This window comes from Chryseobacterium sp. 22458 (assembly GCF_052044975.1).
Lineage (GTDB): Bacteria > Bacteroidota > Bacteroidia > Flavobacteriales > Weeksellaceae > Chryseobacterium.
In genome coordinates this window covers 138,134-152,236 of record NZ_JBQEOA010000002.1, presented here as the reverse complement: position 1 = coordinate 152,236, position 14,103 = coordinate 138,134, and the positions used below count along the sequence as shown (strand labels likewise).

Here is a 14,103-nt window from a genome sequence, read left to right as displayed (position 1 = left end):
AATCTTATCTTTGCCAACGAAAAATTCAAGGTTCGGAACTGAACCTTAAACATTGAACTTTAAACAAATAATTATGTTTCGATCACACACCAACGGAGAATTATCTCTGAAAAATCTGAATGAAGAAGTTACACTATCAGGATGGGTACAGACTATCCGTGATAAAGGATTTATGATTTGGGTAGATCTTCGGGATCGTTACGGAATTACCCAGCTGGTTTTTGACCAGGAGCGTTCTTCTGCAGCACTTATGGAAGAAGCAAAAAAATTAGGACGTGAATTTGTGATTCAGGCGACAGGAAGAGTTATTGAAAGAGTCAGCAAAAATCCTAATATTCCAACTGGGGAAATTGAAATTTTAGTAGAGAAATTAACGATTCTTAATGATTCTCAGCTTCCTCCTTTCACGATAGAGGATGAAACTGACGGAGGTGAAGAATTAAGAATGAAATACCGTTACCTGGATATCAGAAGAAATCCGGTAAAAGATAAACTGATCTTCCGTCACAAGATGGCTCAGAAAGTAAGAAATTATTTATCTGAAGAAGGTTTTATTGAAGTAGAAACTCCTGTTCTGATCAAATCGACACCTGAAGGGGCAAGAGACTTTGTGGTCCCAAGCAGAATGAACCCGGGACAGTTTTACGCATTGCCACAATCTCCGCAGACTTTCAAACAGCTATTGATGGTAGGGGGAATGGATAAGTACTTCCAGATTGTAAAATGTTTCCGTGATGAGGATTTAAGAGCAGACAGACAGCCGGAGTTTACACAGATCGACTGTGAAATGGCTTTCGTAGAGCAGGAAGACGTGATGAATGTTTTTGAAGGAATGACCAAAACGCTTTTAAAAGATATTACAGGTCAGGAATTCGGAGATTTCCCAAGAATGACTTTTGCAGATGCGATGAGAAAATACGGAAACGACAAACCGGATATCCGTTTCGGAATGGAGTTCGTAGAACTGAATGAACTGGTAAAAGGAAAAGACTTTAAGATATTTGATGACGCTGAATTAGTTGTCGGGATCAATGTAGAAGGATGTGCAGACTATACAAGAAAACAAATCGACGAACTTGTTGATTGGGTAAAGCGTCCTCAGATCGGGGCTTCAGGAATGGTTTGGATAAAATTCCAGAATGACGGAGTGAAAACCTCATCAGTCAATAAATTCTACAACGAAGAAGATCTCGCAAAAATCATTGAAAAATTCGGCGCTAAAGAAGGTGATTTAATGTTGATTCTTTCAGGAAACGAAAATAAAGTAAGAGCTCAGCTTTCTGCATTAAGAATGGAGCTAGGAAACCGTTTGGGATTAAGAAAAGGAAATGTATTTGCCCCTCTTTGGGTAGTTGACTTCCCTCTATTGGAATGGGATGAAGATACTGAAAGATACCATGCAATGCACCACCCTTTCACGTCTCCGAAACCTGAAGATATCCACTTACTGGAAACAGATCCTGGAAAAGCAAGAGCCAACGCTTACGATATGGTACTGAACGGAAACGAAATCGGAGGTGGATCTATCAGAATCTTTGACAGAGATCTTCAGTCTAAAATGTTTGACCTGTTGGGATTTTCAAAAGAAGAAGCTGAAGCTCAGTTCGGATTCTTAATGAACGCCTTCAAATACGGAGCTCCGCCACACGGTGGTTTGGCATTCGGGTTTGACCGTCTGGTAGCGATCCTTGATGGAAACGAAGTGATCAGAGATTATATCGCATTCCCTAAGAACAATTCAGGAAGAGATGTCATGATTGATGCTCCGGCTTCCATTGCTGACGCACAGCTTGATGAATTAGAATTAAAATTAGATTTAAAAGCATAAATGTAAAGCGGGGTATTTGCCCCGCTTTTTTTATATCCTCAATTACAGAAATCTTCAATATAAATCTTATGAAATAATTATTCATAAGGCAGCATTATCTGGAGTTCATAACCCTAAAGATTTCATTACACTTTATCAATTTATTAATAGAATAAACTTTATGCTGGTATAAAGTATGGTTTCGACCCGCATGTCAATTATTAGTGAAATAACTTAATTTGTTATTCGCTAGTAAAAAATAAAACACAACAAAATAATTAACGAAATAAATACATTTATCAATTAAAACAACAACAAAATAATCATTATATTATGTTATATACAAACATAATCTTTTATTAATATATTTACAACACACAGCTGGATTATAATGAAGGATTTAGTCAAACTTAAGAATTGATTAATTTTAATAATCTTTTGGGTAGGGTAATAATATAGCTGTTCATATTTAAAACCTGATCATCAACCAATATAAATAATATGAAAAGCAAACTATTACTCTTATCAGGATGCCTTCTTCTGGCATTGAATTCATGTAGATCGGATATTGAAAATGCACAGGCAGATTCAATAGATCAGACAACAACGAATCTGGGCAATACAAAGATTCACAAATTATTAATTGACGGAAAATACACCTATGTTAATGAAATAAATGGTGAATATTTTTATGCAGATGATATTACTATTAGCTCCGAGCAGTTTAATAATTTAAAGACTCAGGCAAATTCCGAAATATCCACAGCAGAAAAAAGCACAATTGTAAGCTCATTTATTAAGACATGGCCGGATGCCACAGTCTACTATACATTACCCAGCCAGGGAACTATGAGCACTCAGAATTACAATACGTTCCTTACCAATATCAACAAAGCGTTTGATATGATCTCTTCTCAAACCAGTGTTCAGTTTGTTGAACGTACCAATCAAACAGAATACATCACCTTTACTTATACAACATCCAACAGTTCTCCGCTTGGATGGCAAAAAAACAGAGTTAACGGTATCAAAATCTATAATATTACTTACCCCGCAATTATTGCTCACGAAGTAATGCATTCTATGGGAATCATGCATGAACAGTGTCGCCCAGATAGAGATCAGTATATTATTGTAGATGTTAACAAAGCCGTGGAAGGAAGCCGTCATAACTTCAATCTTTATAATGATTATGCAGGCCACGGTGCATTTGATTTCGGTTCAGTCATGATGTATCAATCTACAGATTTTGCCATAGACCCGAGCCAGCCTGTAATGACTAAGCTGGACGGTTCCACTTTTACCAAGCAAAGGACAGGATTATCTGCCGGTGATTATGCCGGAATAAATCATTTGTATGGGCCTGTTAATGCCTCCTCTGCAATCGACGGAACTTATACAATGGCAACAGCGTTAGTGAATGATAAAAATGTAGATGTTACCGGAAGTTCCACGACAGACGGTACCAGTATAATTTTGTATTCCGCTTCTACTGGGAATAACCAGAGATTTACTTTCAGCAAATCAGATCATGGATATTATATCATCAAATCTATACTGGATCCTTCAAAGGTGTTAACTGTAAAAGGTGGCGGAACAACGAATGGAACTGCTGTTGAATTAAGAACCAATTCCAATACAGATTCTCAGAAATGGCTATTATTCAATCTTGGAAACAATGGCTTTGGATTCGCTCCCAAAAATGCACCGGCATTGAGACTAGAGGTAAAAGATGGCTTAACGACCAACCTTACCCCAATTGTAATCGGCACTACAGACCAAACGGTTCAGCCTTCTACAAAGCAACGCTTTAAACTTACAAAAGTTAACTAAACTTTTATAACTTAAATAAACAGGTTAGAAAATAAGTTTCCTAAGAACAATTCATGTAATGATTGATTCACCTGTTTCTATTCCAGGTGTGCAGCATAATGAACGTATTACAATTGAATTTAAAAGCATATATTAGAGCGGGGTATTTACCCTGCTTTTTTATATATCAATAGAGAAAATTCGACAGATGAATAATTCAGAGGAAAAGACAAGCAATCCACTCCCTAAAAACAAAAAATGGACACCATGGACCATTGCAATCGCCGTCATCTGGTTAGTTGGTCTTTTTTTCTTATTTCACGGAATTGGCTATTCAAAATATAAAGATAGTTTAGATTTTAAAGCAGGCTATTTTGTAATCGGAATTCTTATGCTTGCTCCTGTTTATTATTATATTCATTCGACTATTGCCAGTGAAAAGGGATTTCCACTGGAAAATTTCAATAAAGACCTTATCATTGAGGATATAAAACGGTACAAAATCTGTGGTCTTGTAGATTTGAGAAATGCTATGATAGAAAATTTTGTTTTTGGTGTAGGAAAAGACCAAAATGATTATGTCAATATCTCTTACAATAAAGACGATATTGAATTTGTAAAAACCAAAATCACCGTAGAATATACAGAAGGGAATTCTATCCGATTGCTTACAGCATTTACTAATGTTGATAAGGTAACTTTAAAAGAAATTTTTAAGAATCAGCACTTTTCAACAACGGTTTATTTTGACAAATATATTCCCGGAAATTACTATCTTGATCTTGAGTTTCTTCACAACTGGAAAAAATAAAAGCGGAACTCAGTCCCGCTTTCTTTATTGGTAAAATCATTTCATTTTTATCATCTGCTCTCTTCCAGGCCCCGTAGAAAGATACCCTACAGGAATTTCCAGTTCTGCTTCCAGAAACGATAAGAAACTGATTATTTCCTGCGGCAGCTCAGCAGCACTTTTCATATTGGAAAAATCGGCGTTCCATCCTTCCATCCATTTCAATACAGGCTGGGCATTTTCGGGAAGTGTACCGGAAACAGGGATACTTTCACCGTTCAGTTCATAATGCGTACAGACAGCTACTGATTTCAACCCGCTCAATACATCTGCTTTGGTCAGAACAAGCTGAGTCACACCGTTGATCATTACCGCATACTTCAGTGCAGGAAGATCCAGCCAGCCTATTCTTCGTGGGCGGCCTGTATTGGAACCGAATTCATTGCCTTTCATTCTGAGATCATCTCCAAATTCGTCTAAAAGTTCCGTTGGAAAAGCTCCGTTCCCTACTCTTGTACAATAAGCTTTGGCTATTCCGTAAATTTCACCGATCTTTTTCGGTGAAACTCCTAATCCGCTGCTTGCCCCCGAAGCTGTGGTTGAAGAGGATGTTACATACGGATAAGTACCATGATCAATATCCAGCATGGTTGCCTGAGATCCTTCCGCCAATATTTTTTTACCTTCAGCCAAGGCTTTATTAAGATAAATTTCAGTTTCTGCACAAGTGAATTTTTTAAGGAATTCCACTGCATCAAAAAATTCTTTAGTGATTTCTTCTAAGGCAGGCAGCACAATCATTCCCCCATCTTCCAGCATTTTGTAATCTCTTTTGAGAATATGTGATGCCCTGCTTTCAAAATCCGGAGACCCGATATCTCCCACTCTCAGATTCTGTCTTAATATTTTATTGGAATACGCCTGAGCAATACCGTTTTTTGTAGTTCCAATGGTAGTGTATTCCGGATTTTCCTCCATAAATACATCCAGAAGCTTATGCGTAGGCATCACCACATGAGCTTTTTTAGAAATTATAATATTTTTTTCCGGTTGAACGGTATGATCAAATGCCTGAAGATTCAGAATCTCTTTTTTAAAACTTACAGGATCAAGAACCGTTCCTGTACCAATGATGTTCTGCACCTCTTTCATAAAAATCCCTGAAGGAATCATTTTAAGCGTTATTTTCCGTCCGTTTCTTTCTATACTGTGTCCAGCATTAGATCCGCCGTTAAAACGGGCTGTAATGTCATAATTTTCACTGATAAGATCAATAAACTTTCCTTTACCTTCATCTCCCCACTGCAATCCCAAGACAATATCCATATTTTAAAATTTTATGGTACAAAGCTAGGGAGGATCAGAAGGCAGACCATTGTCATTTGACAAAAAGAGAATTGAACTGGAAAATAGAAAATGTATTAATGACCAAAAGCCATCATCAATCATTCTAGACTATATTTCTCCTGATCCGGCTCAGCGACGAAGGTGTAATCCCCAGATAAGATGCCAGCATAGATTGCGGAACCCTATTGGCCAGACCGGGGTAATGGTTTAAAAAATGAATATAGCGGGATTTTGCATCCTGATTCAGCATAATGCTTGCCACCTTAAGTTTGTTTTCTGCAACAAAGCCATGAATTCTCGCAAATAAAACCGGCCATATTGTAATTTTTTCTTCCAGGATCTTAAAGGTATTAAGATCTATCACAAGTAATACGGCATCTGTAATGGCTTCAATATATTCATGGGCAGGAAGCTGATCAGTAAAGCCCTGGAAATCTCCGATGAATCTTCCTTCGTAAATAAAATACCGGGTAAAATCATCCCCTTGCTTATTGTAATATAAAGACCGGAAAACCCCTTCTTTCACAAAAGCAATTCTTTGGCTTACCTTTCCGGCTTCTATAAAGGGATCACCCTTCTGAACAGTTATTTCCTGAATTCCTTTAGCAATCAAAAGCTCATCCTGTGCATTCAGGATTCCGAATTTTTTGATGTAGTTAAAAAGCTCTTCCATGTTTTTGCTGTATCCGCCCATTTACGGAAAGATAAAGGTATAAAAGTCGTCCGGAAAAACCATTGTCATTTGGCAAAAAGCTTAACAACACGTACCACACAAAGCTCTATCGGCATGTTAATTGCTTGATTTTTAAAAACGTAAGACAATGAAAGCAATCTGGAATGGCGCCATTGGCTTCGGTTTAGTAAATATTCCTGTTAAGATTTACTCTGCAACGGAGACCAGCAAATTGGACCTTGATATGCTCGATAAATCCGATTATTCCAACATCAGATTTAAAAGAGTGAATGAAAATACAGGAAAAGAAGTAAAATGGGAAAACATCGTGAAAGGTTATCTCATGGATGATAAATACATCGTTCTGGATGAGGAAGATTACGAAGCTGCAAGCCCTGAAAAAACAAAAATCCTTTCTATTGATCAGTTTGTAAAGGAAAAAGAAGTAGACAGTGTTTATTTTGAGACGCCTTATTATCTTGAGCCGCAGAAAAATGGTGAAAGCGCATACAGACTTTTGCTAAAGGCACTTGAAGAGACCCAAATGGTAGGTGTAGGAACATTTGTTCTCCGTGAAAGTGAAGCCATTGGGATGATACGTCCTTATAACAATGATATTCTGATTTTGAACCGTCTTAGATTTGATCAGGAAATCAGAGATTATTCGGATTTAAAAATTCCTGCTCACAAAGCTCCTAAGCCTGCCGAGCTGAAAATGGCCATTAATCTTATTGAACAGCTTTCTCAGGATTTTGATCCTGCCATGTATAAAGACACCTATTCTGATGATTTGTTGAAAATTATCAAGCAGAAAGCGAAAGGTAAAAGTAGCAAAGCCAAAAAAGCTCTTCCTGCCAAAGAAGGTAAAGTGATTGACCTTATGGCTCAGTTAAAGGCCAGTCTGAACAGTTCCAAATCTAAATCTGCATCGTAATGGCTCTTAAAGATTATCACAGCAAACGTAAGTTCGATGAGACCAGCGAACCCAAGGGAAAAACAAAAAAAAGTAAAGACAAACTTATTTTTGTAATTCAAAGGCATGCCGCTACCAGACTTCACTATGATTTCCGGCTGGAAATGGAAGGCGTGCTGAAAAGCTGGGCAGTACCAAAAGGTCCTTCACTGGATCCTAAAGACAAACGTCTGGCAATGATGGTAGAAGATCACCCTTACGATTATAAAGATTTTGAAGGAAATATTCCTGAGGGAAATTACGGAGCCGGACAGGTTGAGGTATGGGACAGCGGAACTTATGAACCATTAGACGAAAATTCCAGACTTTCTGATGAAAAGGAACTGCTGAAGGAATTGCATGCAGGCTCTTTAAAATTTATTTTACATGGTAAAAAACTTAAAGGGGAATTTGCCCTTGTCAAAATGAAAAGCTCTGAAGATAATGCATGGCTCCTGATCAAACATAAGGATGAATTTACTGAAAGTCCCTATGATGCTGAAGAAAACACCTCACCAAAATCTTTGGTCACCCAATTTTTAGAGGAAAAAAAAAGCCTGAAAAAAAGCAAAAAAAAGAGGTCATAACTTCGGAAAAACACTTTCAGAAATTCAATTCCCTGACTAACGAAAAAAAATTAAAATCCTTTATCAGGCCCATGCTTGCCAGACTTTCTGAAGAAGCATTTGATGATAAGAACTGGGTTTTTGAAATTAAGTGGGACGGCTACAGGGCTATTGCAGACCTCAGCCGGGACACTCCCCTTTTTTACTCCCGGAACGGCATTTCATTTATACCGAAATTTGACAAAATAGCCCAGGATTTTAAACAACAAAAGCATCAGATGATCCTGGATGGTGAAGTGGTGGCCTATGACGATCAGGGGAAACCCAATTTTCAACTTTTACAGCAAATCGGGGACAATCCCAATCTTGCTCTCGTTTATCAGGTTTTTGACCTCCTCTGGCTGAACGGCCATTCTACAGAAGAACTTCCACTTATTCAAAGAAAGGAACTTTTAAAAGAGGCACTGGTAGAAACTGATGTCATCAAATATTGTGAACATATTCCGGAAAAAGGTATTGCATTTTTTGAGCAAATGAAAAAAATGAAACTGGAAGGTATGATCGCCAAACGGGCGGATAGTCAGTATGTGGAAAATCACAGAACCAGTGACTGGCTTAAAATCAAATTTTCCAATACGGAAGAAGTAATTATCTGCGGATTTACGGAACCCAGAGGTTCAAGAAAAGGTTTTGGGGCTTTGATTCTTGGAAAATATATTGACGGAGAACTGACTTATTGCGGTCATACGGGAACTGGGTTCAATGCTGCTTCTTTAAAAGAGATGTATGAAAGGCTTCAGAAACTGGTAATCAAAACCTCTCCGTTTACAATTGTTCCTAAAACCAATATGCCTGTAACCTGGACAAAACCTGAACTGGTATGTGAAATCAAATATTCTGAGATCACCAAAGACGGAATCTTCCGTCATCCGGTATTTATAACCCTCCGTGAAGATAAAGAACCTGAAGAAATTAACAACAACTCATCATTCAACGAAAAACCTAAAGAAATGACAACTAAAGCATCTTCCAAAAAAACACAAACTGCTGAGAAAGAAAAAGAGATCACCTTAAATAAACATAAAGTGAAACTTACGAATCAGGATAAGGTTTATTTTCCAAAAGATGGAATCACCAAAGGAGATGTCATTGAATATTATCAATCTGTTGCCTCTTATATTTTACCTTATCTGAAGAACCGCCCGCTTTCTCTCAATCGTTTTCCCAATGGAATTGAAGAACAAAGTTTTTATCAGAAAGATGCAGGCGATCATATTCCGGATTGGATCAAAACCACTGAGGTATATTCTGAATCGAATGACAAAAATATAGACTATATCTACTGTAATGATAAGGCAACCTTAGCTTATCTGAATAATTTAGGCTGCATCGATATGAATCCCTGGAACAGTTCTTTACCGGATCTGGAACATCCGGATTATCTTGTTTTAGATCTTGACCCTTCCACCAAAAATTCTTTTGATGAGGTGATTGAAACCGCCCTTCAGGTGAATGAAGTTTTAAATGCAGTTTCCGTAAAAGGCTATTGTAAAACTTCCGGAAGTACGGGTATTCATATTTATATTCCCATGGGTGGACGTTATGATTTTGACCAGGTAAAAGATTTTGCCCACATTCTGATGAAACAGGTCAATGAAAAAATACCGAAGATCACCACCCTGGAAAGGAGTCTTCAAAAAAGAGACCCAAAGAAAATTTATCTGGATTATCTTCAGAACAGGACCGGGCAAACCCTGGCCAGTGCTTATAGTTTGCGACCTAAACAAGGTGCTTCCGTTTCCATGCCCTTGGATTGGGACGAACTGAAGCCGGGATTAAAGCCTACAGATTTTAACATTCATAATGCGCTGGATAGGATCAAAGAAAAAGGAGATCTGTTTAAGCCTGTATTAGGCAAAGGAATTGATATGATGGAGGTACTGGAGTTTTTACAGAATATTGACTGACCAAAATAAAAAAGACGAGAAGAATCCCGTCTTTTGTTTTATTCCTTGATGAACTTATGGGATGTATTTCCCATTTTCAGATAATAAATACCTTTCTGCAGTTCATTTACATTAAGTTTATTGTCTTTAATACCTGTTTTTAATATACTTCTACCCGCTGCATCTGTAATTTCAACATTCAGATCTTTCGTCTGCCCGCTATTGATATGAAGAATATTTTTTACAGGATTAGGGTAGATACTTACAGATTCAATCTTAGAACGTTCTTCCTTAACGGACAATGCATTTGTATTATTCAGAATCTTTGTAATAAGCCCTTTAACCGGAGTCTGATAATTTCCAAATACCATAATTTTCTGATCAGGGGTAATAATGGCTGATCTCATCACCTCTCTATAATTCAAATCGATTTCTGCTAAACCATTGTTTCCAAAACCTGTATCTACAGTTCCGTTAGGTTTGAATTTCTTAACAAAAAGATTCATATCAGCACTATTTCCAGTAGAACTTACTGTATTTACAACAAATATGTTATTGTTATTATCCAACAACAATGTAGGATAATGTAGGTTAGTATCAATAAGATAATTATTGTTATTACTGTAATAAGGTTCATGTACAATCCCATTTGTTCCAAAACTGCTATCAAAATCTCCGTTTTGATTAAGTTTCATTAATGTAATAAAAGCAGTGAATGAATTTGTAGATGGAGAGATCGAATATATGTAAGTATTATTATCTTTTCCCACAACATTGAAAAGAGTACTTGTGTGGTCTACCAAAGGAGTATATTGTAGTACACTATTATTATAAGAAGTATCTAAAGTACCATCTCCAGTATATCTGAATTTCATATAGGTCTTATCAGCTTTCTGACCTATAAAAATTATTTTTGAATCATTTTGAAGAGCGAGATTACCATACTCAGCTACATGTAATAACAGCCCATTATTTCCAAAGGATGTATCAACAGAACCATTTTCATTAAGACGGGTAATCATATATTGTGATTCTTGATTTATGATGACCTTAATACATAATAAAATTTTGTTATCATTAGTTGGAAATATATTACTTAGTTTAAATGCACTGATTCCGTTAGGGCTGAAATAGGAATCATAAATATGCGTATCAACAACTCCATTATTACCAAATCCTGTATCATAAGTTCCATTTTCATGTAACCGAATTAACCTTCTTCCAAAGATATCACCCAATAAGATTTTCTGATCAGCTTGAATGTTCATCCTTAGAAAACGAATAGAATTTATAACCAATGGAGGAGGAATAGCCAGTGCATTAAATGTATTATCTAATGTTCCATCTGCATTTAATCTTTGGACAACTGTAGTAATATCCTGACCGCTAGTAGACGTAGGATAATAGCTTCCGCTAACTACTATTTTATTCTGGGATGTTACAATCCCTGTTTCATAATTAAAATTGGTTGTGTTACCAGGCGTATAAGTAACGACACCATTAGTACCAAAAGTAGGGTCAAGAAACTGATTTTGTGCTTTTACTGATAGTATTGAAAAGGAAATTATAGCTAGGAAAAGAAACCTGTTTATCATGTTTATTATGTTTTTCGTACAAATATAATTTAATATTTTTCAGCTTCAATATTAAAATACATTCCTTACCTTTTAATATTTGTAGAAAATATTCTGAAGGGAACCTTTAAAAAATCAACAAAAAAAGAACAAATAGAAATTCCCGCATTCATTAGATGCAGGAATTTTCAGTACAATTTAAATTAAAGTTATATCTATTATTGATTATAAACATGCACATCCCTTTGTGGAAAAGGAATTCCGATTCCGGCATTATCGAGGGCTTCTTTACATGCTATGATCAACTCTTCATTCATTGTCCAGAAATTTTCAGTGGAAGTACTTACCCTCACCGATACATTTACGGCACTGTCTCCAAGCTCTGTTACCACTACCTGTGGCGCGGGATCCGTAAGTGCGTATTGATTATTTTTAATGACCTGCATCAGAATATCTTTGGTCAGTCTGAGATCTGCATCATAAGCAATACCGATATCCAAAGAAGTTCTGCGTGTCCCTAATTGAGTAAAATTGGTAATACTGTTGTTTGAAACCACACCATTGGGAATAATAATCAATTGATTCTGCGGAGTGATCAGTTTGGTATGAAAAATATCAATAGCCTGCACCGTTCCCGATACACCGGAATTAGTAGAAATAAAATCACCGATTTTAAAAGGTTTTAATAATAAAATAAGAATTCCTCCTGCAAAGTTGGTAAGCGATCCCTGCAAAGCTAAACCTACAGCCAGACCGGCAGCACCAATCATTGCTACAAATGCCGAAGTTTGCACTCCCAACTGGGTTACCACTACAATAAAAAGAAGAATATTAAGCCCCCAATTGATAATATTTAAAAGGAAAAGCTGTAATGATGCTTCCATATTACGTTTTTTGAAAGCTTTCTCAACCAGCTTTTTTATCATTCTGATCATCCAAGACCCGATAAGGTAAATCAGTAATGCGGAAATGACTGCTGTAATAACTTTAGGTGCCCATGCAATGGCTGAAGAGATTAAGGTATCCCAATGCTGCTGAATTTTGTTCAATTCTAAATCGTCCATTTTTTCTACTGCTTATTTTTATATAATTATTCTTTGATTTTCTCTGACGGAAAGTAAAAATGAGGTGGAGTAAGTGAAATCTACTATCAAAAAGAAACCGGTCTTCAATCTTCAGATTAAAGAAACGGACAGGATATATGAAAATAGTTTGATGACGAAAAAGATGACGTCCGCCTTACTCAATGATCATTTTAAAATCAGGTCTTACTGAGAAGAAAATAATTCCGGGACATAGAATTACAAAAACGATACCGCTTTTAAATAATCCATGCAATTTTAAGACTTAGTTATCAGTTATCTCATGTACAAACGATATCAGAGCGATCATGGAAGTTTTGCCACCAGGCTTTCAGGCAGCAATCTCAGGATATGATAAATGATCTTCCATTTAAAATTCGGAACAATGGTAAATGATTTTTTTGCATTGACTATAAATTCTGCTACGTAATCCGGTTCCATAATCAAAGATTCATTCAGTTCTAATCCTTCATTTATTTTTGTCCTGATATAACCGATGACCAGGGCATTGACAATGATTTTACGGGAAGCCAGTTCCTGTCTTAATCCTGCAAGAAACTGAGTGAATGCTGCTTTTGTACTTCCATACACAAAGTTGCTTTTTCTGCCTCTTACTCCGGATAAGGAAGAAAGACCGATTATTCTTTCAAGATTTTTATTGCTTTTATCCATAGCAAGAATGCTCAGGATAGAAACAGCTCCCATATAATTGACCTCCATCATTTGTCTGGCACCTTTAAAATCAGTGAGTGCCTGTTGGTTATCCACCAGAAAACCGGCAGCATATACAACGATATGAGGTTTTATGGAAAGTGCCGAATAAAATACCTGATGGGAATCAAAATCTGCAGCATCAAAATACAAAACGGAAACCTGAGTAGGGTTCAGATGATTCTCTACAATAAAACTTTCAAGAGATTTCGTATTTCTGGAAGCAGCTATAACAGAAAATCCTTTCGATACATATTTTTTGATACATTGCTTTGCCACATCTGAATTGGCTCCCAGAATGAGAACTGTTTTATTTGTATTTTGACTCATGGGGCAAAGATAATTTTTTAATGAATACTATTTCTACTAATATTTTTACAATATTTTTCTGGAGTTATTAGATTAAACGTTGACAGCATTACTTCCGAAAGGTAATAAAAGGCTGCGGCGGGTGAACTTCGTTCACCCGCCGCAGCTAAATATTTTCAGACTGAATTATTTTTTTTCTTCAGTTTCTGTTTTTTCCGTTGCTTTTGCTTTATCTCCAAAACGTGCTTCAGTCATTTCTCTTGAAATGGCAGCTTTTTCGAATTTCAGTTTTCCGGATAATGTTTCGATTACAAAACCGTCATCCTGAACCTGAGCAATTCTTCCGTGAAGACCTGATGTAAGGACTACTCTGGTTCCTACTTTAAGGTTTTCCTGGAAGTTTTTTTCCTGCTTCTGCTTTTTCATCTGAGGTCTTATCATCAGGAAATAAAACCCGACAAACATTACCCCCATCATGATCAGCATCATTGATGAAGATCCTCCTGGCTGTGCCTGCAAAAATACTGTCAACAT

The 14,103-nt window shown here is 36.7% G+C and carries 12 protein-coding genes; 6 read left to right on the top strand and 6 right to left on the bottom strand.

Going from position 1 to position 14,103, the window contains the following annotated elements:
* Nucleotides 1–73 precede the first annotated feature (73 nt).
* The 3 genes from aspS (at nt 74) to ACTJJF_RS08000 (ending at nt 4,430) form a co-directional block, all read left to right on the top strand.
* Nucleotides 74–1,828: an aspartate--tRNA ligase gene (aspS, locus tag ACTJJF_RS08010; RefSeq protein WP_440699302.1), complete on the top strand. Its 1,755-nt coding sequence runs from the start codon at nt 74–76 to the stop codon at nt 1,826–1,828.
* A 480-nt stretch (nt 1,829–2,308) separates the two neighbouring features.
* Nucleotides 2,309–3,640, top strand: coding sequence for a M12 family metallopeptidase (locus ACTJJF_RS08005; protein ID WP_440699301.1), 1,332 nt, complete (start codon nt 2,309–2,311; stop codon nt 3,638–3,640).
* A gap of 187 nt (nt 3,641–3,827) precedes the next feature.
* Complete coding sequence (locus tag ACTJJF_RS08000; protein WP_312303388.1) at nt 3,828–4,430, top strand: hypothetical protein; 603 nt, start codon at nt 3,828–3,830, stop codon at nt 4,428–4,430.
* A gap of 36 nt (nt 4,431–4,466) precedes the next feature.
* Here ACTJJF_RS08000 and ACTJJF_RS07995 read toward each other — a convergent pair whose 3' ends face one another.
* Entirely contained in the window at nt 4,467–5,735 is a 1,269-nt protein-coding gene (locus tag ACTJJF_RS07995) for an adenylosuccinate synthase (RefSeq protein WP_440699300.1), read from the bottom strand.
* Nucleotides 5,736–5,859: 124 nt separating this feature from the next.
* Nucleotides 5,860–6,429 (bottom strand): Crp/Fnr family transcriptional regulator, encoded by a 570-nt coding sequence (locus ACTJJF_RS07990; protein ID WP_312303384.1) that lies wholly within the window; start codon nt 6,427–6,429, stop codon nt 5,860–5,862.
* Between the two features lie 148 nt (nt 6,430–6,577).
* On the opposite strand from ACTJJF_RS07990, the gene ku reads away from it, so the two are divergent.
* The 3 genes from ku (at nt 6,578) to ligD (ending at nt 9,914) form a co-directional block, all read left to right on the top strand.
* The gene (gene ku, locus ACTJJF_RS07985; RefSeq protein ID WP_276159478.1) at nt 6,578–7,363 is read left to right on the top strand and encodes a non-homologous end joining protein Ku; all 786 of its coding nucleotides are present in this window, start codon (nt 6,578–6,580) and stop codon (nt 7,361–7,363) included.
* On the top strand, nt 7,363–7,968 hold the full coding sequence (locus ACTJJF_RS07980; RefSeq protein ID WP_440699299.1) for a DNA polymerase ligase N-terminal domain-containing protein: 606 nt from the start codon (nt 7,363–7,365) through the stop codon (nt 7,966–7,968). The genes ku and ACTJJF_RS07980 overlap by 1 nt, the downstream gene beginning before the upstream one ends.
* Before the next feature lie 71 nt (nt 7,969–8,039).
* Nucleotides 8,040–9,914: a DNA ligase D gene (gene ligD, locus ACTJJF_RS07975; RefSeq protein WP_440699298.1), complete on the top strand. Its 1,875-nt coding sequence runs from the start codon at nt 8,040–8,042 to the stop codon at nt 9,912–9,914.
* 38 nt (nt 9,915–9,952) lie between these two features.
* On the opposite strand, the gene ACTJJF_RS07970 is transcribed toward ligD, so the two are convergent.
* From ACTJJF_RS07970 to yajC, 4 genes are all read right to left on the bottom strand, one after another.
* Entirely contained in the window at nt 9,953–11,488 is a 1,536-nt protein-coding gene (locus tag ACTJJF_RS07970) for a T9SS type A sorting domain-containing protein (protein WP_440699297.1), read from the bottom strand.
* Nucleotides 11,489–11,685: 197 nt separating this feature from the next.
* The gene (locus tag ACTJJF_RS07965) at nt 11,686–12,531 is read right to left on the bottom strand and encodes a mechanosensitive ion channel family protein (RefSeq protein ID WP_440699296.1); all 846 of its coding nucleotides are present in this window, start codon (nt 12,529–12,531) and stop codon (nt 11,686–11,688) included.
* Between the two features lie 324 nt (nt 12,532–12,855).
* The gene (locus ACTJJF_RS07960) at nt 12,856–13,590 is read right to left on the bottom strand and encodes an SDR family NAD(P)-dependent oxidoreductase (protein WP_312303366.1); all 735 of its coding nucleotides are present in this window, start codon (nt 13,588–13,590) and stop codon (nt 12,856–12,858) included.
* Between the two features lie 165 nt (nt 13,591–13,755).
* Nucleotides 13,756–14,103, bottom strand: coding sequence for a preprotein translocase subunit YajC (gene yajC / locus ACTJJF_RS07955; protein WP_312303363.1), 348 nt, complete (start codon nt 14,101–14,103; stop codon nt 13,756–13,758).

Excerpts from the sequence above, each read along its gene's own strand:
- ACTJJF_RS07990 (WP_312303384.1), bottom strand. The coding sequence starts at position 6,429 with ATGGAAGAGCTTTTTAACTACATCAAAAAATTCGGAATCCTGAATGCA.
- ACTJJF_RS08000 (WP_312303388.1), top strand. The coding sequence starts at position 3,828 with ATGAATAATTCAGAGGAAAAGACAAGCAATCCACTCCCTAAAAACAAA.
- ACTJJF_RS07995 (WP_440699300.1), bottom strand. The coding sequence starts at position 5,735 with ATGGATATTGTCTTGGGATTGCAGTGGGGAGATGAAGGTAAAGGAAAG.
- ACTJJF_RS07960 (WP_312303366.1), bottom strand. The coding sequence starts at position 13,590 with ATGAGTCAAAATACAAATAAAACAGTTCTCATTCTGGGAGCCAATTCA.
- ACTJJF_RS07965 (WP_440699296.1), bottom strand. The coding sequence starts at position 12,531 with ATGGACGATTTAGAATTGAACAAAATTCAGCAGCATTGGGATACCTTA.
- ACTJJF_RS08005 (WP_440699301.1), top strand. The coding sequence starts at position 2,309 with ATGAAAAGCAAACTATTACTCTTATCAGGATGCCTTCTTCTGGCATTG.
- yajC (WP_312303363.1), bottom strand. The coding sequence starts at position 14,103 with ATGTTGACAGTATTTTTGCAGGCACAGCCAGGAGGATCTTCATCAATG.
- ACTJJF_RS07970 (WP_440699297.1), bottom strand. The coding sequence starts at position 11,488 with ATGATAAACAGGTTTCTTTTCCTAGCTATAATTTCCTTTTCAATACTA.
- aspS (WP_440699302.1), top strand. The coding sequence starts at position 74 with ATGTTTCGATCACACACCAACGGAGAATTATCTCTGAAAAATCTGAAT.
- ku (WP_276159478.1), top strand. The coding sequence starts at position 6,578 with ATGAAAGCAATCTGGAATGGCGCCATTGGCTTCGGTTTAGTAAATATT.
- ligD (WP_440699298.1), top strand. The coding sequence starts at position 8,040 with ATGCTTGCCAGACTTTCTGAAGAAGCATTTGATGATAAGAACTGGGTT.
- ACTJJF_RS07980 (WP_440699299.1), top strand. The coding sequence starts at position 7,363 with ATGGCTCTTAAAGATTATCACAGCAAACGTAAGTTCGATGAGACCAGC.